This is a genomic window from Desulfuromonas acetoxidans DSM 684 (assembly GCF_000167355.1).
Lineage (GTDB): Bacteria > Desulfobacterota > Desulfuromonadia > Desulfuromonadales > Desulfuromonadaceae > Desulfuromonas > Desulfuromonas acetoxidans.
On record NZ_AAEW02000013.1, the window covers coordinates 24399 to 48629 of the forward strand.

Genomic DNA, 24231 nt, shown 5'->3' on the forward strand with positions numbered 1-24231 from the left:
ATCCGAATTGAGAAAATCGTTGTCCGGCTAAAGACAGCGTGAAAATTTGTCAACGACACACGTTGGGCTGCGGCGCCAGCACATCGACACCACACTCAGCCAGCATGGTGGTCAAACGGATCAGCGGCAAACCAATCAGGCTCGAGTAGTCATCGCCGGCCATCCGCTCCATCAGTGCGATCCCGAGCCCTTCAACCTTGAACGAACCGGCACAATCCCACGGTTTCTCCTGCTCAACATAGTAGGCGATCTGTTCGGTTGTCAGCGGGCGCAGGGTTACGGAAAAGGTGACATAATCGACCAGCGTCTGAGAGGTACGGCAATCAACCAGCGCCAGCCCGGTGTAAAACGCATGGGTCTGCCCGGCCATCATTTTCAGTTGGCGACAGGCACCCGCAGCATCACCGGGCTTTCCGAGAATCCGCCCTCGCGGATCAACAAACACCTGATCGGAGCCGATAATCAATGCATCATCAAAGCGCTCTCGGATGCTGTTGGCTTTTTGCAGGGCCAGATGTTTGACCAGCAGCTCGGGAGCCACCTGTTGATCAATCACCTCTTCTCCCTGCGGGGCAACAGCAGTAAAGGAAAGGTTCAACTGACGCAGCAGTTGCTGACGGTAGGGACTGGTGGAAGCAAGAACAAGAGTGCGAGACACAGAAAAACCTTTAGAGCTAAAAGGGCGAACAAGACGAGTCAACGGCACCAACAGAGCATTTGGTGCCCGCAAAAAAATTGTGTTCTGATCATACCACGCACATCGACAAAACCGATCAGAATTTTCGATTAAAATTGAGTTTCCATCCCGGCTCAGACGGGGCAGTGTATCAATAAAAACATCACTTATTCAAAAGGTTAGACAAGATCAACGCCACGGCGGCGCTCAAATCATCACACACCGGCACCTGATCGGCCTCAATCTTATGACACTCGCTTTCACCATGACCGGTACGCACCAGAACCGGTCGACACCCGGCAGCCAGGCCAGCATCAACATCGGCCTTTTTATCCCCCACCATCCACGACCGCGACAGATCAATATCAAGCTCACGAGCAGCCTGCAACAACATACCCGGCTTTCCTTTACGACAATCGCACTCCTGAACATAGGGGGACTGGCCTGACTGCGGATGGTGGGGACAATAGTAATAACCATCGACATGAGCACCAATCTCAGCCAATTGCTGCGAAAGGTACTCATGGAGCCTCTCAACGTCTTTTTCGCCGTAATAACCGCGGGCAACTCCGGACTGGTTGGTCACAACAACAACCACAAAGCCGGCATCATTCAGTTGACGAATCGCCTTATCGGCCCCGTCAATAAAACAAAAGTCTTCAGTCCGGTACAAGTAGTCCCGTTCAACATTGATCGTGCCGTCACGGTCCAGAAACACAGCGGGATATTTTTTCTGCAACATTTAAATCCTAAAATTTAAAAAAAATAATAAAAAAATTCACTTATCTTTTGTGGCCTGCTATATTGCCACTGTCTAATATTCCTCTAATCTACTGAAAGAAAAGGAGAGTCTTTATGCTTCACACGTTCAAAACCACCTTGTTGGCCATCGCCCTGTGTCTGATGTTGGTCGCTCCAGCCCTGGCCGGCACCGCCGTCAACATTAACACAGCCACGGTTGAACAGTTACAAAGCGTCAACGGCATTGGCCAGAAAACAGCCGAGAAGATTGTCGCCTACCGCACCAGCCACGGCACCTATTCCTCGGTAGACCAGCTCTGTAATATTAAAGGGATCGGCAAAGCCTCCCTGTCTAAAATGGGCGATCAGCTTTGCGTACAATAAGCGGTGCCACCATCCTCAAGCAAACAAAAAAAGGGAAGCCGTACGGCCTCCCTTTTTTAATATCACATGACAGGTCTGCCTATTCCCACTCAATCGTTGCCGGCGGCTTGCTGGAGATATCGTAAGTTACCCGATTGATCCCCTTGACCTCATTGATGATCCGGCTGCTGATGCGCGCCAGATCGGCATAGGGCATCGGATACCAACCGGCCGTCATAAAGTCCTTGGTTTCAACGGCCCGCAACGCGACGACATATTCGTAAGTGCGGCCATCGCCCATGACGCCAACACTTTTGACCGGCAGGAACACAGCAAAGGCCTGGCTGATCTTTTCGTAATGGCCGCTGCGGTACAGCTCTTCAATATAGATGGCATCCGCCTGGCGCAGGATATCGGCATACTCCTTTTTGATTTCACCGAGAATCCGCACACCAAGGCCGGGACCGGGGAACGGATGGCGCCACACCATCTGATGCGGCAGACCCAGTTCTTCGCCAACGGTACGCACTTCGTCCTTAAACAGCTCACGCAATGGCTCAAGCAGTTGCAGCTTCATGTAATCGGGCAGACCGCCAACATTGTGATGGCTCTTGATATTGTGGGCCTTGCCGGTCTTAGCACCGGCGGATTCGATGACGTCGGGATAGATCGTCCCCTGCGCCAGCCACTTGGCATCGGTGAGCTTGTTGGATTCCTCTTCGAAAATATCGACAAACAGACCACCGATAATCTTGCGCTTTTTCTCCGGGTCGGTCTCACCGGCCAGGGCGGTAAGAAAACGATCCTCAGCATCAACGCGGATCACTTTGACGCCGAGATTTTGAGCAAAGGTACTCATCACCTGATCGCCCTCATTGAGGCGCAGCAGGCCGTTATCGACAAACACGCAGGTGAGCTGATCGCCAATGGCGCGATGAATCAGGGCTGCCGCCACCGAGGAGTCGACACCACCGGACAGACCAAGAATCACCTTGTCGGTGCCCACCTGTTCACGAATGCGGGCCACGGCATCTTCAATAATCTGCCCCGGCGTCCATTGACCACTGCAACCGCAGATTTTACGAACAAAGGTGTCGATCAGCACCTCGCCACGCGGCGTATGATTGACTTCAGGGTGAAACTGCACCCCATAGAGGTTGCGCTCAACATTCTGGATACCACACACCGGCGCGTTATCCGTCGCCGCAATAATATCAAAACCGTCAGCGACCTGCTCAACATGGTCACCATGACTCATCCATACCGGACTTTTGCCGTCAACAAAAAAACCGTCAAACAACGGGCCGGGCTGCCCCTGACTGAGCAGATCGGCATGGCCGTATTCACGTTTACCGGCTGGCACGACATGACCACCAAAGTGACGGTTAAGCAATTGCATGCCGTAGCAGATGCCCAACACCGGAACCCCGAGTTCAAACAGCGCCTCTTCCACAGCCGGTGCACCTTCGTCGTACACGGATTTCGGCCCACCGGACAGAATGATGCCGTTGGGTTGAAAAGCACGTATCGCTTCGAGATCCATATCATAGGGATGGAGTTCACAATAGACATGAGCTTCGCGCACACGGCGAGCGATGAGTTGAGTGTATTGGGAACCAAAATCGAGAATAAGAATTTTTTCGCTATGCAGGTCGGCCATCAGTGAGTTCTCCAGCGAGAGTAAATCGCGTGCAACGACCGGAGGTGCCGGTCGATCAGATCGTAAAAACACGGAAGCCCGTAAGAGCTACGGGCTTCCGGCATATCGTATGGATGCCGCCGTTAGCTGGGGCGTTCAATCCGATAGTTAGGGGCTTCGTGGGTGATATTGACATCATGAACATGGGATTCGCGCAGTCCGGCATTGGTAATGCGAATAAAGTGAGCATTCTGCTGCAACTCTTTCAAGTTGCGGCAGCCGGTATAACCCATGCCGGCACGCAGACCACCAAGCAATTGATGGACATTGGCAGACAGGGTGCCACGGAACGGAACGCGGCCTTCGATACCCTCGGGAACCAGCTTGACGTCACTTTCGACATCGCCCTGGAAGTAGCGGTCCTTACTGCCTTTTTTCATCGCTCCAAGACTGCCCATACCACGATAGGACTTGTAAGTACGCCCCTGATAGAGGATGGTTTCACCAGGGGATTCCTCGGTTCCGGCAAACAGGGAACCGATCATGATCACATCGGCACCGGCGGTAATCGCCTTGGGCAATTCACCGGAATACTTAATGCCGCCATCGGCAATCAGTGGAATTCCGGCCTTTTGGGTGATACGGGAAACATCGGCAATGGCCGTAATCTGAGGCACACCCACCCCGGCGACAACACGGGTGGTGCAGATAGAACCGGGACCGATACCAACCTTGACCGCATCGACACCGGCCTTGATCAGGGCTTCGGCCGCTTCGGCGGTGGCAATGTTACCGGCAATCATCTGCAGATCAGGATAGGTGCGCTTGATCTCGACCACCGACTCGATAACACCCTGCGAATGGCCGTGAGCGGTATCAACAACTACGGCGTCGACCCCGGCGCGCACCAGCTGTTCCAAACGCTCGTAGCAGTCACCACCAACGCCGACAGCGGCTGCGGCCCGCAGGCGACCGAATTCGTCTTTACACGCCATCGGATACTTGCGGACTTTTTCGATATCCTTAATGGTGATCAACCCTTTGAGGGCGTAATCGTCATCAACCACCAGCAGTTTTTCAATGCGATGCTTGTGGAGATGAAATTTGGCCTCTTCGAGAGTGGTACCCGGCGGGACAGTGACCAGCTTGTCCTTGGTCATGACATTTTCGATCGGCTGATCAAGCTGGGTTTCAAAGCGCAGATCGCGATTGGTGAGAATACCGACCAAACGACCGTTTTCCGTAATCGGCACCCCGGAGATACGATATTGCTCCATCAGTTGCAGCGCTTCATAGATCTTCTGCTTCGGCTCCATGGTAATCGGGTCGACGATCATGCCGCTTTCCGATTTTTTAACCTGATCGACCTCAAGAGCTTGCTCCTGGGGCGACATATTCTTGTGGATAACGCCGATCCCCCCTTCGCGCGCCATGCAGATGGCGGAACGCGCTTCCGTGACAGTATCCATCGCCGCGGACATCAGCGGAATGTTCAACGAAATGGACGCGGTCAACTGAGTGGACAGATCCACTTCTTTCGGCAATACCTGGGAATGAGCAGGGACCAGAAGAACATCATCAAAGGTGAGTCCTTCCCGTAATTCAGGGTCGAGCATCGCGGTCTCCTTTTTAGCGTAAAGAGGGTCGGTTTAAAGACGAAATTTTATAGCTGTTCCGGGTCAGCGTCAAGCGCTGCCAGCCCGTGTTTATATAAATTTAACGCGGCTGAAAACAGCCGCTGTAACACTTTTTATTGCGGAATAAACATGCCGGCGTTATCAATTTTGTAGATCACAGCGGCAAGCAAGGCGATGGTGGCTTCCAGATCAGCCAGAGACAGCACCTCCACCGGAGAGTGCATATAGCGTAGCGGCACACTGACCAGGGCGGCGGCAACACCACCACGACTCAGTTGCATTACATTCGCGTCAGTACCCGTGGCACGCGGCATACCCACCACCTGATAAGGGATACTCTCCTCTTGAGCCGTGGCAACTAGCAAATCAAACAACACCGGGTTGATATTGGCACCACGGGCGATGATTGGGCCCTGGCCAACACGTAGATCACCGAGCTCGGTTTTATTGAGCCCAGGAAAGTCACTGGAAAAACCGACATCTACGGCAATCCCAACATCAGGATTGACTCCGTAGACACTGGCGGAAGCTCCACGTAGGCCGATCTCCTCCTGAACCGTCGTCACACTGTAAAGATCTGCCGGCGCCGGACCGCGCTGTTTCACTTCCTGTAACACCCGGGTGACGATAAAGGCGCCCATCTTATCATCAAAGGCTCGCGACGTGACCAGTTCCCCCTGCAGCCGTTCCATGCTGGGAACAAAGGTCATCGGGTCACCCATGGCGACCAGCTCCAGAGCCTCGTCGCGGCTAGCGCAACCGATATCGATAAATTGATCTTTAAATTTAACCACGGTCTCGCGGTCTTTTGGTTCCATGAGGTGGATCGGTTTTTTCCCAACCACACCGAGAATCGGGCCATTGGCGCTATGGACATGCACCCGCTGCCCCGGCACCAGATGGGCATCCACGCCACCAATGGGGGCAAAATAGATGAAACCTTCCTCGTCAATGTACTTGATCATGAAACCGATCTCGTCACAATGACCGGCCAGCATCACTTTGGGACGGCTGTTGCCTTGACCATCGAGGCGGGAGATCACGTTGCCCATCACATCGGTGCGCACCTCATCGGCCAAACCGGTCTGCACGCGCCGTACAACTCTCTGGATCGGTTGCTCAAACCCCGAAGGACTTGGAGTTTGCGACATTTCCTTGAGTAAATCGTAATGGTGCTGTTCCATATTGTGATCCCCTGTTTTAAAATGATAGAGACTCTGCCAAAACTCCACGATGTGAATTACGCAAACTATCTTCAATGCGTACGGCCACCTGCTGACCGATCAGGGATTCCGGCCCGTCAAAATTGACGATACGGTTCCACTGGTTGCGACCGAACACTTGGCCCTGTCCATGGCGACTGACACCTTCGACCAGGACCGGTTGAACCGTCCCGCAATCCTGCTGCCAGATCTCTGCGCTGATCGTCTCCTGGAGCTTGAGCATCCGCTCAAACCAGCGCTGTTTCTCATCGGCTGGAACCGGGTCCTCCATCTCCAGCGCTTTGGTTTGAGGACGACGTGAATAGAGAAACGAGAAAGCATCGGCGAAGCGTACCTGCTCAAGCATATCGAGGGTCTGTTCAAAATCCGCTTGCTGCTCACCGGGAAAACCGACAATCAGATCCGTGGTCATACGGATTTCGGGACATGCCTGCTTGAGACGTGTCACCCGCTCCAGGTACTGTTCACGACTGTAGCCGCGATTCATCAACTCAAGAACACGGTTGGAGCCACTCTGCAGCGCCAGATGCATGTGTTTGCACAACTTATCCAACGACGTAAAACAGGCGATGAGGTCATCACTGAGATCTTTGGGATGAGACGAGGTAAAACGGAGTCGCTGCAGGCCATCAATATCATGCACCCGCTGGAGCAGCTCCGGAAAACTCATGTCTCCGCTGCCCTTCTGACCGTAGGAGTTGACATTCTGACCCAGCAGAGTCACCTCACGCACCCCCTGATCGACCAGACTGCGAACTTCGTCAAGGATGTCACCACTGGCCCGACTTACCTCACGACCGCGCACATAGGGCACGACACAGTAGGAGCAGAAGTTATCACAGCCCTGCATGACCGTCACAAACCGGCAGATCGCGTTTTCATCTGCGCGTTGGGGAAATTGATCGAGGCGCTTCGCTCCTTCATAGTGCGTCGTTTCACATTGGCGCCCCCGTCCCTGTTCCACTGCAAAAATCAGTTCCGGAAGCTTATGTACATTATGCGTTCCGAACACAATATCGAGGTAAGGAACTTTTTTAAGAAGCTGCTGCCCCTCCTGCTGGGCGACACACCCTCCCACAGCAAGAATCAGATCAGGACGTTGATCTTTAAGCGGCTTGAAATGGCTCAGATGGCCATACACCTTGCGCTCCGCCTTGTCACGAACTGAGCAGGTGTTGAGGAGGATCAGATCCGCTTGTTGTGGGGTTTCCACCGGGTGGTAATCGATCTGACCAAGCAGGTTGACAATCCACTCGGAATCGACAACGTTCATCTGACAGCCAAAGGTTTCTAAGTAGAATGATTTTGACATCGTTTAGCGTTTGAACCTGCAATGAGGGGTGGTGGTACGAAAAATTGTCCGATACAACCAGATGCGCCAATAAAAGTCAACACTAAAAGGGCCACCCTGTCTATTTTTCGTCTGCCAGCGCACTGGTTTGTTCGCTCGCCTGCTGATTGGCAGCAATCTGAGTTTCAACCAGACGGTACAGCGTGTCGGGATGTTCAAGACAGGACAGGGTCAAACATCGCTCTGCCGCTTCAACATAGAGGTGACCAAGTTGAGCCCCCAGCATCGTCAGCCGTGCATAGCTCAACTGTTCGCTGGGCAGGGCAATCAGTCGGGCACGCCCCACGCCACATTGCACCAGCAACCGTTGGTCCGTAAGAGCATAAAACACCTGTTCCCATTCACGTCGGGCCGCCACCAGGCGGCCAAAGGACAACCACAGCCCAATCAGGACAAACGGTAACGGAACCACAGACCAGGCCCACTGCTGCTGTTCCTCCATCAAGCCGACACCGGCCCATTGCCACCACAGCGCCACAATAAGAACGACAAAGCCAAACAGGGATTTTTGCCAATGGCGAAAAGTAAAGCAACGCGGTGCCGGACGGCCCTGCCATTGCACGGTTTCATGCTCGTTTAACCAGATATCCCAATTCATGTTCTCTCCATATTAGCGATGCGCTAATCGCCTTATTGACGCTGCTGCAAGGCCCGACGTGCGGCCTTGCCCAATCGGCCATGGGGATCGCCATCGACAACTTGTTGAAACAGCGGTTCAGCTTGTTGCCAATCGCCCTGGCGTTGATACAGTTCCGCCAACAGATAACTGCCCTGCACGGTCGGCAAAAGCGCCTGGCTTGCACGCAACTCTTTTTCAGCCAGCCCAAACTGCTCAAGTTGCAGTGCAACATACCCCAACCCCAGACGACTGCGGTAATAGCCCCCATCCAGGCGCACAGCGCGCTGCAAATGATGTTTGGCGCTGTTCAGCTCACCAACTTTAAGATAGGCCAACCCCAATCCAGTGAGAATCTGACTCTGATCCGGAGACTGGGTCGCTGCCTGCAGATACAGGCCTATGGCCTGGGGAAAATGATCCAGACGTTCCTGTTCCACCCCCTGCTCAAAGACGACATAACCCGGCACCAGCGCCATGAGCACATTGTGCATGTCATCAAAGGAAACAGCAGACAATGGCTCTGGCGGGGGAGGCAAAACCGGCAACACGGTAGCACTGCCATTGGGGTGGCGCTCTATCCAGCCGTCACGGCAAAGTGCGGCACTTAAAACAGCAGCCTGTCCCATTGGGCCAACCTGCTGCTGCCAGAGAGCCTGCGCCTGTGTCTCCTCTTCGAATGAATAATGGTGCTGTAACATATAATCCGCCAGTTGCTGACCACGAATCACCGTGCTGTCGTTACCAGCCGTGGTTGTGATCGGCTGCTCAAAAGCCTCTTCAGTGGCGCTACGCGCCAGATGGTCGAGAGCAAGATGTGCCATTGCATGCCCCAGCGCAGCGGCCAGTTCTTGCTCTGAGTCTACCGCAGCAAGAAAACCACGGTAGACCAACACGGTCTGCCCCGGAACCGCCAGCAGGTCACAGGCTGGATCATTGACCACCAGCACCTGCCAGTCCTGGTTCCGGTAGCCCTCATAGGTCGCCAGACGACGAACCAAACTGTCGAGATAATTTTGAATCGTTTCATCGTTTAACCGGCCACCATGCTTCTGAACCAGATAGCGTGCCGCATCCGCCCCGGCACGTTTGACCTGCACCACTGTTGTGACGTTTTTTTTCTGCCAGGGATGTGGCAGGGTTTGGGGAAGACACGCTGTTACAGTAAACATGACGAACATCCACACAACGAAACGTTTAACCATAGGGTCCTCACAAGGTATTGAGTTTTATCGGTGAACGGGTAGTTTAATGTGCTGATCGGGCCCCTGCAACCGCCAATCTTACACGGTTGAAACCATTTTTTAATGGTATTGCAGCTATGCTTGGTGTATTGTGGCGCGGTTTTGCCTATTTACGCCGTTTAAGGAGATACACCGCATGAGCGCCGAGATCAGAAACATCGCTATTATTGCCCACGTCGACCACGGAAAAACAACCCTGGTCGATGCCATGCTTCATCAATCGGGAGTCTTTCGCTCCAATCAGGTCATTACCGAAAGGATCATGGACAGCAACGATCTTGAAAAAGAGCGTGGCATCACCATTCTTTCAAAAAACCTGTGTATTGAACATAACGGCGTCAAAATCAATGTCGTCGACACCCCGGGCCACGCCGACTTCGGCGGCGAAGTAGAGCGGGTGTTAAAGATGGTCGACTCGGTTCTGCTACTGGTCGATGCGTTTGACGGCCCCATGCCGCAAACCCGTTTTGTTCTGAAAAAATCACTCGACCTCGGCCTCAAGCCGATCGTCGTTATCAACAAGATCGACCGTCCTGGTGCCCGCCCGGAAGAGGTGGTGGATATGGTATTCGATCTGTTCTGCGAACTCGACGCCAATGAAGAACAACTGGAGTTCCCCATTGTTTATGCCAGCGCCAAAAGCGGTTATGCCCGTTTTGAGCCGGGTGATGACAATATGGATCTGGAGCCGTTGTTTGACACCATCAAGCAAAACGTTCCCGCCCCGGAAGGCAACCCGGATGCGCCGTTCCAGTTTCTGGTCACCAGCATCGACTACAATGATTATATCGGCCGCATTGCCACCGGTAAAATTTTCAACGGCAGCATCAAGGAGGGCGATACGGTCGCTCGCATTGACAAAGACGGCAACATCAAGCGGGGCCGAATTTCGAAGCTGATCGGCTACCAGGGTCTGCAACAGGTCAGCATCGAGCAAGCCAGCGCCGGTGACATTGTCACCATCGCCGGGTTTGAAGAGATCAGCATCAGCGAATCTCTGGCCTGTGTCGACGATCCGCAGCCCCTGCCTTACGTCAACATCGATGAGCCGACTCTGTCGATGAACTTTATCGTCAACAGCTCCCCCTTTGCCGGCAACGAGGGCAAGTACGTGACCTCGCGCAATATCTTCGAGCGTTTGCAGAAAGAGCTGCGCACTAACGTCTCTCTGCGCGTCGAAGAAACCGACAATACCGATACCTTCAAGGTTTCCGGTCGTGGTGAACTGCACCTGTCAATTCTGATTGAAAACATGCGTCGTGAAGGCTTTGAACTGGCCGTGTCCAAACCTGAAGTTATCTTCAAAGAGGAGAACGGCCAACGTCTCGAACCTATCGAGTACCTGTGCATTGACGTCCCCGAGGAATTTCAGGGAACGGTCATTGAAAAACTCGGTCGCCGCAAGGCTGAGTTGGCCTCTATGAAGCAGATGGACGGCACCAACCGCCTCGAATTCAACATCCCGGCTCGCGGTCTGATCGGTTTCCGTACTGAATTTATGACCGATACCCGCGGCACTGGCACCATGTCTCACAGCTTTGTCGAATACGCTCCCTACAAAGGGGAGATCGACAGCCGCAAAAACGGTGTCCTGATTGCCATGGATGCAGGTGAAACAGTCGCCTACTCTCTGTTCAATCTGCAGGATCGCGGTATTTTGTTTGTTGCCCCGGGAACCAAGGTGTATGAGGGCATGATCATCGGCCAACACGCCAAGGAAAACGACCTGGTGGTCAATGCCAATAAAGGTAAGAAGCTCACCAATGTCCGGGCATCAGGCAGTGACGACGCCATTCGTCTGACACCGCCGAATATTCTCAGTCTGGAGCAGGCACTGGAATACATTGCCGACGATGAGTTGGTGGAAGTCACGCCGGAATCGATCCGACTGAGAAAGAAAATCCTCGACGCTAACGAGCGGAAAAAGTCCGAAAAAAAGAAATAAACACAACAACGGGCAGCTTTTCACGAAGCTGCCCGTTGTTTTATGCGGCCTTTATTTCGTCACACTCTACGAACACCCTATCGCGCCAATTGGCTCAATAGGCAGACGCACCGTGATACACGTTCCCTGCCCCGGCACACTCTGAACCTCAATCGTCCCGCTGTGGGCCTCGACAATATTCTTGACGATCGACATCCCCAGCCCCAAGCCACCAGGCGCGGTATCTGAGGAATCCACCCGATAAAATTTATCAAAAACCCGTTCCACCTGCTTCGGCGTCATGCCGATGCCATGGTCCTCAACCTCGATGACATAGACATCATCGTCACGGTGACCACGAACAAAAACCTGGCACGACTCCGATGAAAACTTCACGGCATTGCTGAGCAGATTATCCATCACCTGCTCAAGTTTTTTTTCATCCGCCCACAGCACAACCTCCTCGCTGTCGAGTTCGAGGGCCACGGTAAAATCCTGACGGTATTGATAGCCCCCCACGGCACGGCACAACAGGCTGTTAATATCACACGAGGCCCGTGACAACGCAATTAAACACCCGGAGTGAACACGGCTTAAATCAAGCAGATCAGCAACAATCCCTTCGAGGCGACAGGCTTTTTCATAAATGGTTGTCAACACCCGATTCTGTTCTTTGGGTTCAATCACATTGAATTCTTCCGGATGGAGCAACAACTCGGTGTAGCCCATCACTGCGGTCAACGGTGTACGCAACTCATGGGCTGCAGTGCTGATAAATTCATTTTTCATCCGGTCAAGCTCTCGCTCGCGGGTGACATCGCGAACAATGGTGATGGTACGGCTGCGGTTGCCGTGCTGAGCTTGCACCACAGCAGTCCGCGCCTGAATGGTACGCCCCTGTTGTTCGCCAACCCCTTCCACCACCCATTCCACAGCGCCGCAATCATCCCCCTGCTCAAAAACCCGCGACAGATAGCGACTCGATTCCGGAGACGCCAGCACCGTATCGATGGCCTGCAGATAGGATTGATCAAGGCTGGTTCCCAATAACTGTTCCGCGGCGCGATTCATCAAAATGACCCGATTATCCCGATTGGCGACGATCAGGCCGTCAGCCACGGACTTGAGAATGGCATCCACATTGTCGCGGCTGATCTCGGCTTCAAACAGAGCACGTTGCAATTGGGCGGTGCGCTGCTGGACCTGGCGTTTGAGCAGGCGGTTCCAGGCAAACACCCAGACCATAACAACCAGTGCGCCGATCACCAGAGCGGCCAGAATCAACCACATCCGGCGGCTGATCGGGTGCTGCTGGGGCAGTGGCTGAACCCAGGAGCGGATCAAGGACTGGCGCTGCTGCGCATCAATCGTATCAAGAGCTTTTTGCAGGATGGAGCGCAATTGCGGCCAGTCTTTACGCACAGCAAAAGCCCACCGGTAAATTTCTCCGGTTTCGCCGACCACATGCAGGTTGGTAATGCCCTCTCTCTCCAAGGCATAGGCTGCCGTTCCGAGATTGCCGACAAACACATCAACTCGCCCAAAAGCGACTTTTCGCAAGCCGGTGGCCGTATCCGGCACCACATCAAGCATAATCTCGGGATAATCGCGCGACAGCAGTTCATGTCCAGTATAGCCCTCGACCAGTGCAACGGTTTTGCCGCGCAGATCAGCCAGAGTATAGGTTTGTGTCACGGATTTATGGGCGACAATGACCCCAGGAAACTGCAGAAAGGGCTCGGTAAAGTGCAGATATTCGTTGCGCTGCGGCGTCTGTACCACAGCACCGAGCATATCCAATTGCTGGTTGCGAATACCGTCAAGAATCTGCGGCCAGTTGTCCTTCTGCACCCGCTGGAAATGAATCCCCAATCGCCGCTCAAGCACCGCTATAAAATCAGCTGCGATACCACGATAAACACCCTGACGGTCAAAAAATTCCACCGGAGCAAAATCGGGATCCGGTGCGAGAAGGATTGTCGGATGTTCGGCCAGCCAGGCTTTTTCCTCATCGGTCAAAGGTGTCATTAAGGAGTCCACCGCCGTTGCCGCGGCTGCGGTAGACGTAGCAACGGACACAACCAGAACACACCATCCTGCAATGATCCACACCAACCATCGTTTCATGAATTCTCCAACCCGACGAAGAGGCCCCCGTTAAAACCGCATCTGCACACCACCGCCCCAACCGTGGTCCGAATGCCATTGCACCTTCGCGGACAGTGCTTTGGTCACAAGATAGCTCAATCCTGTTTGACCGCTCCATTTCTCGCGGCTGTCATATTCCGCTTCACCGAACGCCGAAAGGCGTGGCGTTAATTCCAGCTCTTTGTCGAACAGCACCCGGCCACCACCATCACTGTCCAGCCACAGCCGGGTTGTCAAATTCATCGGCAGCAGATATTCGGCTCCGGCAACACCGCGCGTCTTATCCAGAGTATCATTATAGCCGGAAAGATTGGCTCCAGCCAGTAGCGACAAGAAGCGATTGATGTAACGCCGATAAAGCACCTCCCCCTCCCATTCCGTCTCTCCCACCTTGCCCCAACCCACTTCCCAATCTGCCGTCAGGGTATTGAAGGTATTGGTCAGCGTCAGGTTCCCTTCAGTCATCTGGCTGAGAACATCGACATCGGCCCAAGCATACCATGGGTCATGATAAAGACGTTGTCGCAGCCCCTGAAGGTTTTCCGGCAACGCAAAGTTTTCATAATGGACCATGCGCGCCATGCCGCTCTCCATGTGGTAGAGCAGGTGACAATGGAAAAACCAGTCGCCAACCTCATTGGCATCAAATTCGATCACCGTCGTACTCATCGGTTCGACAATCACCGTATGCTTGAGCGGTGAGCGGTCCCCTTGGCCATTGATGACGCGAAAAAAATGGCCGTGCAGGTGCATGGGATGGTACATCATGGTGCGATTGACCATCATGAAACGCACCACTTCACCCTGACGGATACGGATATCATCACCGGCGGACAACGGCCGGTTATTGAGCAACCACACGTAGCGTTGCATATCACCATCCAGAGTCAGGCGAATATCGCGATGAGGACGATCGATGGCAAACGCGGTCGATTGCGGGGCCTGAAGTTTTTTATAGGGCGGCGCCGGGCGTTGCGCCGATATGCCGTCCACAGCCAGAGTCGCAGCCGATGAAACATCAGCTGCCATGGGGTAATAATTGCCAGCAAAACGGTTGCCAATCCGCCCTGCTGCCGATGCGGGTTGAGCATGGTCCTTCGTGGCTGACAGCATGGCCATGGCCGGCATCTCCATAGGACCTTTTTTCATTTCGTTCGCTGACATCGTGGCGTCTGCGTCCATGCCAGTCCTATTCTGTGACATCCCCATAGCCGGCATAGTGTCCATTTCGCCCATCCCGGCCATTCCGGCCATCCCGGGCGCATCAAACGCACCACGCAAAACAGCACGGTCCGGCATGCCCATGCTTCCGGATGGGGTCCAGGCAAAAATCTTGGCAAAAGACAACCCGCCCATGGCACGGTAGACATCCGGGTCAGCCACCGCGGCAGCCGCATGATGTTCACCTCGCCCAAGCCAAACTGAGGCATAGGCTGAGCCGTCATGTGCCGTCGCCCGCAACTCATAAGCCCCCAACTGCGGCACATCGACCAGCACATCGTATGTCTCAGCCACACCGATCAACAGACGGGCCACGGAAACCGGCTGGACATCCTGGCCATCCGCAGCAACAATCGTCATGGTTCCGGTTGCGGATTCCACATAAAAAAACGATGTCGCCGAACCGTTCACCAACCGCAAACGATACCGATGCCCTGCCGCTTCAGGAATCAGAGTCGCCGGTTGACCATTGGCCAAAAAGCGATCATAGGCGACATCGGCAATATCCATCGGCGGCATGCGCTGCAGTTCGCGCGTGAAAAAATCGCCCAGGCGACCAACGCGAGCGGCACCAAATAAGCTCTGTCCCTTGCCCTTGGCAACGGCATACCATTCACTGCCACGCTTCAGGGTTCGTAGAACGGCATGTGGGTCTTCATGAGTCCAGTCGGAGAACAGCACCACGGATTCATACCGGTGCTGCTGTTGGCGTGGATGGATCACAATCGCACCATAGACGCCCCGCTGCTCCTGCAATGCACTGTGTGAGTGATACCAGTAGGTACCCTTTTGACGGATATCAAACTCATAGGTAAATGTCGTTCCCGGAGCAATGGCCGGAAAACTGATGTTGGGAACCCCATCCATTCCCGGCGGCAATAAGATCCCATGCCAATGGATTGAGGTCGGCACAGACATCTCATTACGGACATGAATGCGAGCATGATCGCCTTCGTTAAAGGTCAGAACCGGTCCGGGAATCCCCCCATTGACGGTCATCGCATCAGCAGTCACGCCATCGAGAGTCACGGCTTGGCGTGAAATCGTCAAGGAATATTCTACCGTAGCACCACGAGCCGGAGCCACGACGAGAGGCCCGAACATCGCCGCCAGAATCAGAGCTATCCCTAGGCGCATCAAATTCTCCTTTCTGGTTTGGAAACAATAACTTTCATTTCACATTAACAGCTTTAGACACTTTCACAACCATCCCTGCAGCAAACACTCGAACCACAAAACAGTCCTCGCAAAATGGGGCGATACGATACTGGACGCCAAGTAGCATTTTTGATACTATCCCGGCAAGTTATCGGTAAAACCAAGGGGCATGCAGTCAACATATTCTTTGACTCGCCGATCAAGCAATCGGTCGACGCTGGTCAGACACAGGGGGAGGCGTGGAAGAGTTACTCAGCACCAAGGAGCAGGCGATTCTTCTTGATATCGCTCGAACAGCCATCGTCAGCCATGTGCGCCATTCGGAGGTCTGTGTCGTGCCACGGGAAGAACGACGCCTGAACATCAAGCGCGGCTGCTTTGTCACCATCAAACAGGACGGCAACCTACGCGGTTGCATCGGCAATTTCCAATCGGAAATTCCGCTCTTCAAAGAAGTTTCACAAATGGCCGTTGCCTCATCGAGTAACGACCCGCGTTTTTACCCCATGAAAGAGGAGGATCTGGACAATTTCTCACTGCAGATTTCAGTCCTGTCTCCACTGGTAAAAATCGCCACCCCGGACGACATTGAGGTGGGTAAGCACGGCATTTACATGGAAAAAAGTCATTACCGCGGAGTCCTGTTGCCACAGGTGGCGACGGAAAACCGCTGGGATCGCACCACCTTTCTCAGCCAGACCTGCCTCAAAGCCGGTCTGCCGCCGGAGGCCTGGCAGGATGGCGATACCGACATCTACATCTTCAGCGCCCAGATTTTTGGCGAAGAGCACTAATCGCCAGGGACTGCTGACCGGATTCAAAACAAAAAAGGGAAAACCGCCACGGTTTTCCCTTTTTCATTGATCAGAAGAAGTCGTGCCACAACCAATCCAGCCGTCCCCGTTTGACAAAGTGGATGCCACTGAATTTCATCACCTGGCGGATGCGCTCTCGCATTTGCGGACGATAGCAATGGACCGGGCAGTCCTTGCAGGCCGGTTTCGGATTGAGCGGACACCGCTGCAAGCGTTGCAACGCATAATCCAGCAACTCAGCACATTCAGTGCAATAGTGCCGGCCCTGATCTTCGCGTGCAACAGAGACACCTGCGTTGAGATGATTCTGTCGGCAAAACGTGGCAATGAAGACACGCAGCACTTTTTCATCTTTGGCAAGCCGCTTCGCAGAAGTCATCTCCGCATTACACCTCGATTCCCGCCGCCTGAATAGCGCTGGGATCATGGGCATGACAGGGAGTGACCGCATAAACCATCCCGCACTGCGAGCACTTGCCTTCAAAGGTGGTCATCTCAAAAGGCGTCTGACACTCCTGACAGGTCAGCGTCACGGCTGTGGGCATGGCCTGAGGGCTGAAGCCCATGGCGCGCACTTTGTTCAAGACATCCATTCCGCTGTTAAAATGTGCACTACATCCATCATGCATGATGTTATCTCCTTGGTTAATTTTTTAAAGAACGTCCAGGGTATCCCCCTGGCGAATCCGATGACGTAACGCCATCAGTTGTTGATCCAGTTGTTCGAGTTGCTTGAGATTGGCCCGTTCGGCATCGCTGGTGTCAATGATCCGCGCCACGCCGCCATGACGGATCACCAGCCGCCGCTGCCCCATCAGGGCCAGGATCGGGTCATGGGTTGCCATCAGGACAATCTTCTCCTCACGCACCAGCAACGCCAGGGCTTTTTTACGATCAATCCCGGCATTTTCGATCTCGTCGATCAGCACAATGGGAGACTGGCTGAGAATCGCCGTGTCGGCGATCATCAGTGCCCGCGACTGTCCGCCGCTGAGCGAGGTGATCGGCGTGTCGCCGTCAAAAGGTTCCCCGGCCAGTTCATTGGCCTGGGCAATAATCTTCTTCACCTTGGTCGCGCTGTCCGGAACAAAGCGGCTCTCAGCATGGATGCGGATAAACTCTTCAACGCTCAGGTCCATGACAAAGTTCATGTTCTGCGACAACTGGGCAACCAGTTTATGCTCGGTGGAAAAGCGCCACGTGGGATCAGGAACGGCTCCATTGATCAAGATCTGGCGCCCGGTCGGTGTGTCGCCCTGCGCCACCCATTCAATATCAGCCAGCAGACGACTTTTACCAGAACCGGTCGGACCGACAATGCACACCACTTGGCCGGGTTTCAACTCCAGTTCAAAGTTTTCCGCGTCACCCTGTTTGTTGAAGCCCCCTTTGATGGTCAGCGACTGCACCTGCTCCTGAGTCGAGGACAAACCTTCCATCCCTTCAACGTAGCTGACCAGCGCCTGGCAAAAAGCCTCGCGATCCAGGCCGAGATCTTCGAGCTGTTCGCTGGCCAATGCCGCAATATAGTCGGCAAGGCTCTGCTCCGTTGCGGGCAGAGTCAGGGCAAAAGAATCAAAAAAGTCACGGAGGTACGCGGCCTGTGCCAGCACTTCGGCAAAGGGGCGATGAAGCAGTTGATCGCGGGTCATGCGTCACCTCCCAGATCCATTTTGCGCACATTGCCCATCTGGTGTTGTTCACCGATGCGTGTCTCGCCCAGACAATAGGAGCACAGGGCCGACGGCATGGAAAAGCGCAGCTTCTTACCGGTCAACGTGGCATGGTCTTCGCCATTGACCAGCAGAGTCGACAGCTCAAATGCGCCCTGGCCGGTGATGCCATTGACATGCAGGATGGTCGCCTTGGGGTTCACCTGACGCACCCGCGAGGCAAACACTTCGCGTTCGGCCTGAGAAACAATATCGCCCTTGGTGATCACCACGATATCCGCGGCTTTGAGCATGGGGCCGATTTTTTTCGGCGTGCCGATACCACTGAGATTGTCAATGACACACACGGCCGTCACCCCCTGAATATGCGGGGCGCAGCGGTTGCACAAACCAGCGCTTTCACTGATCAGCAGATCGAGCCCCTGCTCCTGGCCCCAGCTCATGCAGGCTTCGACATTACTGACAAAATAATGATCCGGGCATAACGCGCCGGAAATCCCTTTGCGCACGGCAATACCGCGTCGCGCATAGAGCTGATCATCCTCGGTGACCAGGCAATCGAACTTGACCACACCGATGGTGTGACCGCGCTGTTTCAACGCATCGATGGCCTGGAGGATCACCGCTGTTTTGCCCGATGAGGGCGGTCCGGAAACCGTGAGAAATTTCATGCGTCACCTCCGCCCACCGCCCGATTGAATACCGCCTCAGCATGGCGGATCAGCCCGGCGATATCCTGTTCATAGATATAATCCCAGCCCAGCCATTTCCATGGCACAACCTCGGGCAGGCTGTTTTTGACGTGCGGGTGCAGCGATGGGAACAATCCTTTCTGCGCAAGAATCGTCCCCACTTCTTCGCCAGCGAGCAGATCAGCCAAGGGGCGAAGTTCATCAAGGCGCTCACTTTTAGCCAGCATGAAGATCGGGCTGATAATCGCACCATCCTCGGGCCAAACAATCTCGACCGATGGCACGTGCGTGGCCATGCGGGTAAAGAAGTAGGGCAAAATCGTCACCAGCGGCTTGTCGTCCTGCTGGCGCGATGCCGTTTTGACCATCTGCGCCGGATGCAGGGAGCTGAGCATGGAACGACCCAGCCGCTCAATACCTTCGTCGCCAAACTCCTTGTGAAGGGTCAGCAGGATGGCATTGAACAGATCAAAATCACCCACCGGCAAAGAGATCTTCCCGGCATAGATCGGGTCAAGAATATCCGCCCAGGTGCGTGGCACCGGCAGATCGCCCAACTGTTGTTTATCGACCATGAAGACGGCCGGAACCACCGAAATCATTGAATAGGCGTGCCGAGGATCGGCCAGGGTCAAGCCGTCAAAGTCCGCATTGACCGCTGGATACTCCAGCGCGGTGAACAGCCCATCACGGCAATAGCCGCCAATTCCCTGCGGGTCGAAGAACACATCAAAACCGGCGGAAACAAACAGGTCAGGCAATTCGGCAACGCTTTTAGCCTGAAGGATATGCTCTTCCATCCAGTCGGCGCCAACGGACGCCGCCTCAAGGCGGCTGCGCACCCGCAGGCCGGTTTGCGCTTCAAAGGCCTCGACCTCGCGGGTCACCAGTTCGAGTAACGGCATACGGACCGGGCACGGCAACAGACCGGCCAGATCAATATCGTAGTGGTCGCGTTGGCGCTCCACCAGGGTGATATCCGCCTGCTGGTCGGCTGCGTCAATACGTTCCTGCAACAGTGCGATAAACGCCGCACAATCGTAGCCTTTTTGGCTCAGGGCCGACTCCAGCTTGAGAAAGCGACCGACACGATCGATCATCTCTGGTTGAGCAAATTGCTCAAAGCCGTTGGCGGTAAACACATCCAGTGTCTGCGGCCAAGTGTCAATAATCTGTTTGATGGTCATCTGTGGTTGAATCAACATTGTTCCCTCCTGTTGTTTCAGCAATAATGCCTTAACTTGCTGCAGTGGGAATTGATAGAAATCAATTATAGATGACTTTAACGGTTTTTTATTGCGGCGTCAAAAAGGGAGGTAATCCAGCATTACAACAGGAAAACGAGGGCTGAATAAACAGATCAGGCAGAGACAACCGCCCTGCCTGCACGAGGCAAACAGGGCGGCGCTGTTCTTCCGGCGTTCTTTACTTACTGTAGGATGTTTTGAATTCCATATCGCGAGTTTTCGGGTCAAAAATCCCCTTAGTCGCCGCCTCCTTGTTCCACTCTTCACGCAGAGTGCCAAGGAACTTCTTCTTATCACTTACCAGTTTTTCCATTGGCAGGCCGATCAACTCCTGGGCCTGTTCCTTGCTGGTAATGGCGGGTGCCTGATAATCTGCAGCACTATATTTCGCCAAAATGATCCGCAGCTTCAAACGTGCATCATGTGCTTTATTGATGGCACTACCAAGAATACGCAGAGTTTCCTCCGGTGCGTGGAAGAAGCCACCATGAGCAGCGACTGCAAAATCCCACCGCCATTGACCATGACGAATATCGGTCAAAGCTGGTTTCATCTCAGCTTCAGTAGCACCCAGCTCCCATGCCTTGGCTGCCTCAAGATGGGCCTTGGCCAAAATATCCGTCGCGGTATGGGCCAACTCGTTTTTGCGCTCCAGCTTACGAGCAATAATGTCCTTGAGTTCCTGCTCACTTTCACCATGACAATTGAGGCAGGTGTTCTGCATATCATCCAGGGGACTACCAATCTTATGACTGGAGTACTTCACGCCACCCTCACGAACATACGGCATATGGCAATCCGCACAGGCCAGATTGTTCTTGCCATGAATCCCGGTTTTAAAGGTTTCGTATCCAGGGTGCTGTGCTTTGAGCATCGGCGTCTTACTCAGTTTATGGGTCCAGTCGACGAACTCACGCTCATCGTAATACTGCTCAATGTCCTCGGCGGAAAGACCGTTATCCCACGGGAAGGTGACAACACCAGCAGTATGTTCTTCACCTGCCGGGTCTGTCCACGGAGTCTTCTTGAAGTAATACTCGGAATGGCACTGCACACACACCAGGGTACGCATATCCTGATGCTTAGCCTCAGCAAACGGCTCACTCCCTTCAGCATCAAGCGCACGCTTGAGAAAGTCACGCGTCACGGTGAGTTTCATAGTTTCATTGTCATGGCAGTCTGCGCAGCCAATCGGGTTTACGATCTCACTACCCCAACGAGCCCACTTGCCCGTAAAGAAGTCAAGCTCACCCTTCTCTTCGATCAGACGCGGAACATCCGGTGACTTACAGGTCCAACAGGCTGTTGGCATTGGCCCACTCTTTTGATCGATGGGGGCACCCGTACGCAAGGTGTTGATATTGTCTTCCAAAATGTAGTAATGACCACGCGGCGCATTATAGTCCTTCGAAAAGCCGTAACCGGCCCACAGCACGACCAGATTGGGGTCCTGCTTCAACACATCCTTGATTTCATCGCTCTTGCGCGTCTCCAGATAGGAGTCATACTGGCGTGGGTAATACTTGCCCCACTCGGCACTTTTTGGTTCCAATTTCTTGATTTCAGGCACAGCATTGATCGCTTGCTGCTCAGCTTTATTCTCCTTGATGGAGATCACAAGCAACAGCATCGGGACCATGATCACCACAGAAGCAATTGTCACGAATGTTGATCTCTTCATAAGTTCATCTCCTAGTTGAGTTTTCTAAAGTTCTTTCACACCTAAATTGTGCTGGGTTGTTGTCAGGTTTCGAGTACGTCCATGGGGGACCATACGATGGCAGTCCCAACAGCGCCGGCCCATGGGGACACCTTCTTCAAACTGACTGTACAACTGACTGTTTTCCATCATCTGTGATACAGCTTCACTGTGGCACGATATACAGTTGTTCTGTATCCTCTCGGCGGCATCATCCGTGATCCGCAAGTTGTAGCCATAAGTGCGCAAAGTCATCGCCATAGAATGATTGAAACCATCTTTAGCTTTTGCCAGCATCTTGTTGGCAAAGGAATCACGCGGCAGGTGGCAGTCGATGCAACTGGCCTGCTCACGATGAGAGCTGTGCTGCCAAGTCGCATAATGGGTGTTCATAGTGTGGCAGTTGATGCAGACCTTTGGATCTCCCGAAAGGTAGGACAGCATCTTGGATTCAAAGACGATATACAAAAACAGTCCGATCACTGCCACAACACAACAGGTTGCTACATATCTCATAACGTTACTATTTTTCATAAGCAGCCTTTTTGGTCGTGGGACGTTTCTGTTTCCCAAGCTTAAAATCGTGATTCGGTTCAACAGGTGGCCAATGCTTCATCCGTCTCATCCTTTCTGCTGTGGCGGCAGCGTTATCCACAGTTCCCGAATCGATCATTACGCCATCGGCTCCTATCCGAGCAGGACCACTACGTCACTGAAGTGGCGCAGTGGCCAGATCAGCTAGAAAGAATATTCCAGGCGAGCAGTCAAGATTTCCGTATCCACGGCCGGATTGGCAAAGCCGTTACCTTCGTCTTCGTCCTGCATGAAGTTAGCGTATTTCACCAGTAATTTCAGGTTGTCGCTGATCGACTTGACTACGACGACATCTACTTCATCGCCGTAGGTGCCGTCAAAGTGATCGTCTTCATAGCTATCGAAGTAATGATAGATAACACTAAGCTTTACGCCGAAAAATGATGTGCCAATTCTGGCGTAGTAATCCTGCAGACCTGGCGTCAAACCGCCACCGTTGGTGGACAGAAACAGATCGGCAAAACCGTTGAATTTATGGGCGGTGCTATAGAGGGTATCGAAAGGACGGTCATCGCCATCCTGCCCGGAGATGTAGGAGTAACCAACGCCGAAATCGACGGGTGCGACAGTGGCACCGACATACAGATTCAGCATGTCGGCATCGTGATCCTCACCATCGGCAAAGTCTGTCTGCAGCGTATAATCGACCGCATAGTTCACAATGCACGGTTTCCCGACAATGCGTACACCATAGGTGGCACTGTCCCGCGCGGAATCAGCCTTGCTTTCCGTATCCAGCAGATAGCCATACACAGAAACGTGATGGTTCTTGATACCGGCATAGTTGGCATTGATCAGATAGAAATGATCCAGATCGACATGCGTCAATGCAATGGTATTGACCTGATTGACATAACCGGCAAACAAGGTCAGATCAGTGATACTTTTATTGGTTACAGTCACGGCATCAAACGACTGACCGTTGAGACGCCAGCCGATATTCCCCAGTAACCGGGCATCATCAAGGATGATCTCCTGACGGCCCAGGCGGACAGTCGTCTGTGGCAGTGCGCTATAATCAAAGTAGGCTTTATAAAGACGGTTGCCATCGGGATCGGCAATCAAATCGCGGTCAGAGTCACCCCCATCCGCATGGCGAAATTCTTCCCAGGCATTGGTCAGGTTATGAAATTGTGCATAAAGTCTGACGTGATGAAACTCTCCGGTCTGATAACCGATCCGCGTGCGAATACTGAGTTGTTTGGCAGGGCTGGTGGCATCATCGCGATTTTTGTACTCGAAGCTGGTCAGTACACCGACATCGGCTTTGCCCGCTTTCAGTGCAGCCGTTAAATCGTCGAGCACGGCGGCGGCAGACCAGCCTGCTGTCATGAAACACAGCAGCATCGCGCCGACAACGCCTTGAATCAACATCCTCTTCATAGTTTCTCCTTTTCACACAAACATGTTGCTCTTGTTATCAGCGTCGCGTAACGCACATGACGCTGGCCTCGTGTTGGTGTAGTACAACGACTATGCCAAGGCACGAAAAAGGGCGTATCTATCTGTTTACAAAGGAGTTTTCAATGCACGGTCTTATAGAAGGGGGGACAAACGAAGGGGTTCAGTG

22 protein-coding genes are annotated in these 24231 nt (G+C 53.5%); 4 read left to right on the forward strand and 18 right to left on the reverse strand.

The window, feature by feature from the left end; all coding sequences use genetic code 11:
• Positions 1–49: 49 nt before the first annotated feature.
• Positions 50–658 carry a Maf family protein gene (locus DACE_RS11370; RefSeq protein WP_006001346.1) on the reverse strand — a complete coding sequence of 203 codons (609 nt, stop codon included), beginning with the start codon at positions 656–658 and terminating at the stop codon, positions 50–52.
• A 181-nt stretch (positions 659–839) separates the two neighbouring features.
• Positions 840–1418 carry a D-glycero-beta-D-manno-heptose 1,7-bisphosphate 7-phosphatase gene (gene gmhB, locus DACE_RS11375; protein ID WP_006001348.1) on the reverse strand — a complete coding sequence of 193 codons (579 nt, stop codon included), beginning with the start codon at positions 1416–1418 and terminating at the stop codon, positions 840–842.
• 113 nt (positions 1419–1531) lie between these two features.
• Between gmhB and DACE_RS11380 the strand changes: the two genes are divergently transcribed.
• Positions 1532–1801: a ComEA family DNA-binding protein gene (locus tag DACE_RS11380; protein ID WP_006001350.1), complete on the forward strand. Its 270-nt coding sequence runs from the start codon at positions 1532–1534 to the stop codon at positions 1799–1801.
• A 79-nt stretch (positions 1802–1880) separates the two neighbouring features.
• Here DACE_RS11380 and guaA read toward each other — a convergent pair whose 3' ends face one another.
• The 6 genes from guaA to DACE_RS11410 form a co-directional block, all read right to left on the reverse strand.
• A complete protein-coding gene (gene guaA, locus DACE_RS11385; RefSeq protein WP_155809108.1) occupies positions 1881–3443 on the reverse strand; it encodes a glutamine-hydrolyzing GMP synthase in 1563 nt (520 codons plus the stop codon).
• Between the two features lie 119 nt (positions 3444–3562).
• Complete coding sequence (gene guaB, locus DACE_RS11390) at positions 3563–5035, reverse strand: IMP dehydrogenase (RefSeq protein ID WP_006001354.1); 1473 nt, start codon at positions 5033–5035, stop codon at positions 3563–3565.
• 134 nt (positions 5036–5169) lie between these two features.
• Positions 5170–6240 carry a M42 family metallopeptidase gene (locus tag DACE_RS11395; protein WP_006001356.1) on the reverse strand — a complete coding sequence of 357 codons (1071 nt, stop codon included), beginning with the start codon at positions 6238–6240 and terminating at the stop codon, positions 5170–5172.
• Between the two features lie 16 nt (positions 6241–6256).
• On the reverse strand, positions 6257–7591 hold the full coding sequence (gene miaB, locus DACE_RS11400; protein WP_006001358.1) for a tRNA (N6-isopentenyl adenosine(37)-C2)-methylthiotransferase MiaB: 1335 nt from the start codon (positions 7589–7591) through the stop codon (positions 6257–6259).
• 100 nt (positions 7592–7691) lie between these two features.
• A complete protein-coding gene (locus tag DACE_RS11405; RefSeq protein ID WP_006001359.1) occupies positions 7692–8228 on the reverse strand; it encodes a hypothetical protein in 537 nt (178 codons plus the stop codon).
• 32 nt (positions 8229–8260) lie between these two features.
• The gene (locus tag DACE_RS11410; protein WP_162013605.1) at positions 8261–9418 is read right to left on the reverse strand and encodes a M48 family metalloprotease; all 1158 of its coding nucleotides are present in this window, start codon (positions 9416–9418) and stop codon (positions 8261–8263) included.
• Between the two features lie 208 nt (positions 9419–9626).
• On the opposite strand from DACE_RS11410, the gene typA reads away from it, so the two are divergent.
• A complete protein-coding gene (gene typA, locus DACE_RS11415) occupies positions 9627–11435 on the forward strand; it encodes a translational GTPase TypA (protein WP_006001364.1) in 1809 nt (602 codons plus the stop codon).
• Positions 11436–11501: 66 nt separating this feature from the next.
• On the opposite strand, the gene DACE_RS11420 is transcribed toward typA, so the two are convergent.
• Together DACE_RS11420 and DACE_RS11425 are read right to left on the reverse strand one after the other, a co-directional pair.
• Positions 11502–13541 carry an ATP-binding protein gene (locus DACE_RS11420; protein WP_006001366.1) on the reverse strand — a complete coding sequence of 680 codons (2040 nt, stop codon included), beginning with the start codon at positions 13539–13541 and terminating at the stop codon, positions 11502–11504.
• A gap of 30 nt (positions 13542–13571) precedes the next feature.
• Positions 13572–15920, reverse strand: a complete 2349-nt coding sequence (locus DACE_RS11425) for a multicopper oxidase domain-containing protein (RefSeq protein WP_006001368.1) — start codon at positions 15918–15920, stop codon at positions 13572–13574.
• 260 nt (positions 15921–16180) lie between these two features.
• Here DACE_RS11425 and amrA point away from each other — a divergent pair, with 260 nt between their 5' ends.
• Entirely contained in the window at positions 16181–16735 is a 555-nt protein-coding gene (gene amrA / locus DACE_RS11430) for an AmmeMemoRadiSam system protein A (RefSeq protein WP_006001370.1), read from the forward strand.
• 70 nt (positions 16736–16805) lie between these two features.
• Here amrA and DACE_RS11435 read toward each other — a convergent pair whose 3' ends face one another.
• The 7 genes from DACE_RS11435 to nrfH form a co-directional block, all read right to left on the reverse strand.
• Positions 16806–17135 (reverse strand): nitrous oxide-stimulated promoter family protein, encoded by a 330-nt coding sequence (locus DACE_RS11435; protein WP_006001372.1) that lies wholly within the window; start codon positions 17133–17135, stop codon positions 16806–16808.
• Positions 17136–17142: 7 nt separating this feature from the next.
• Complete coding sequence (locus tag DACE_RS11440) at positions 17143–17385, reverse strand: hypothetical protein (protein WP_006001374.1); 243 nt, start codon at positions 17383–17385, stop codon at positions 17143–17145.
• Positions 17386–17409: 24 nt separating this feature from the next.
• Complete coding sequence (locus DACE_RS11445; protein WP_006001376.1) at positions 17410–18408, reverse strand: ATP-binding cassette domain-containing protein; 999 nt, start codon at positions 18406–18408, stop codon at positions 17410–17412.
• Positions 18405–19100 (reverse strand): GTP-binding protein, encoded by a 696-nt coding sequence (locus tag DACE_RS11450; RefSeq protein ID WP_006001379.1) that lies wholly within the window; start codon positions 19098–19100, stop codon positions 18405–18407. Before DACE_RS11450 ends, DACE_RS11445 begins: the two co-directional genes overlap by 4 nt.
• Entirely contained in the window at positions 19097–20326 is a 1230-nt protein-coding gene (locus DACE_RS11455; RefSeq protein ID WP_006001380.1) for an ABC transporter substrate-binding protein, read from the reverse strand. The genes DACE_RS11450 and DACE_RS11455 overlap by 4 nt, the downstream gene beginning before the upstream one ends.
• A gap of 220 nt (positions 20327–20546) precedes the next feature.
• Positions 20547–22049, reverse strand: a complete 1503-nt coding sequence (gene nrfA / locus DACE_RS11460; RefSeq protein ID WP_006001382.1) for an ammonia-forming cytochrome c nitrite reductase — start codon at positions 22047–22049, stop codon at positions 20547–20549.
• Between the two features lie 24 nt (positions 22050–22073).
• Positions 22074–22583, reverse strand: a complete 510-nt coding sequence (gene nrfH / locus DACE_RS11465) for a cytochrome c nitrite reductase small subunit (RefSeq protein ID WP_155809109.1) — start codon at positions 22581–22583, stop codon at positions 22074–22076.
• Between the two features lie 91 nt (positions 22584–22674).
• On the opposite strand from nrfH, the gene DACE_RS18850 reads away from it, so the two are divergent.
• Positions 22675–22809, forward strand: a complete 135-nt coding sequence (locus DACE_RS18850) for a hypothetical protein (RefSeq protein WP_272940874.1) — start codon at positions 22675–22677, stop codon at positions 22807–22809.
• Here DACE_RS18850 and DACE_RS11470 read toward each other — a convergent pair.
• Positions 22806–24044 (reverse strand): alginate export family protein, encoded by a 1239-nt coding sequence (locus DACE_RS11470; RefSeq protein WP_006001385.1) that lies wholly within the window; start codon positions 24042–24044, stop codon positions 22806–22808. The two genes, DACE_RS18850 and DACE_RS11470, sit on opposite strands and share 4 nt — an antisense overlap.
• Positions 24045–24231 lie beyond the last annotated feature (187 nt).

Bases quoted from the DNA above. Each gene is read 5' to 3' on its own strand.
- gmhB (WP_006001348.1), bottom strand. From the start codon at position 1,418: ATGTTGCAGAAAAAATATCCCGCTGTGTTTCTGGACCGTGACGGCACG.
- DACE_RS11380 (WP_006001350.1), top strand. From the start codon at position 1,532: ATGCTTCACACGTTCAAAACCACCTTGTTGGCCATCGCCCTGTGTCTG.
- guaB (WP_006001354.1), bottom strand. From the start codon at position 5,035: ATGCTCGACCCTGAATTACGGGAAGGACTCACCTTTGATGATGTTCTT.
- DACE_RS11395 (WP_006001356.1), bottom strand. From the start codon at position 6,240: ATGGAACAGCACCATTACGATTTACTCAAGGAAATGTCGCAAACTCCA.
- miaB (WP_006001358.1), bottom strand. From the start codon at position 7,591: ATGTCAAAATCATTCTACTTAGAAACCTTTGGCTGTCAGATGAACGTT.
- DACE_RS11405 (WP_006001359.1), bottom strand. From the start codon at position 8,228: ATGAATTGGGATATCTGGTTAAACGAGCATGAAACCGTGCAATGGCAG.
- DACE_RS11410 (WP_162013605.1), bottom strand. From the start codon at position 9,418: ATGTTTACTGTAACAGCGTGTCTTCCCCAAACCCTGCCACATCCCTGG.
- typA (WP_006001364.1), top strand. From the start codon at position 9,627: ATGAGCGCCGAGATCAGAAACATCGCTATTATTGCCCACGTCGACCAC.
- DACE_RS11420 (WP_006001366.1), bottom strand. From the start codon at position 13,541: ATGAAACGATGGTTGGTGTGGATCATTGCAGGATGGTGTGTTCTGGTT.
- DACE_RS11425 (WP_006001368.1), bottom strand. From the start codon at position 15,920: ATGCGCCTAGGGATAGCTCTGATTCTGGCGGCGATGTTCGGGCCTCTC.
- DACE_RS11435 (WP_006001372.1), bottom strand. From the start codon at position 17,135: ATGACTTCTGCGAAGCGGCTTGCCAAAGATGAAAAAGTGCTGCGTGTC.
- DACE_RS11440 (WP_006001374.1), bottom strand. From the start codon at position 17,385: ATGCATGATGGATGTAGTGCACATTTTAACAGCGGAATGGATGTCTTG.
- DACE_RS11445 (WP_006001376.1), bottom strand. From the start codon at position 18,408: ATGACCCGCGATCAACTGCTTCATCGCCCCTTTGCCGAAGTGCTGGCA.
- DACE_RS11450 (WP_006001379.1), bottom strand. From the start codon at position 19,100: ATGAAATTTCTCACGGTTTCCGGACCGCCCTCATCGGGCAAAACAGCG.
- DACE_RS11455 (WP_006001380.1), bottom strand. From the start codon at position 20,326: ATGTTGATTCAACCACAGATGACCATCAAACAGATTATTGACACTTGG.
- nrfA (WP_006001382.1), bottom strand. From the start codon at position 22,049: ATGAAGAGATCAACATTCGTGACAATTGCTTCTGTGGTGATCATGGTC.
- nrfH (WP_155809109.1), bottom strand. From the start codon at position 22,583: ATGAGATATGTAGCAACCTGTTGTGTTGTGGCAGTGATCGGACTGTTT.
- DACE_RS18850 (WP_272940874.1), top strand. From the start codon at position 22,675: ATGCTTCATCCGTCTCATCCTTTCTGCTGTGGCGGCAGCGTTATCCAC.
- DACE_RS11470 (WP_006001385.1), bottom strand. From the start codon at position 24,044: ATGAAGAGGATGTTGATTCAAGGCGTTGTCGGCGCGATGCTGCTGTGT.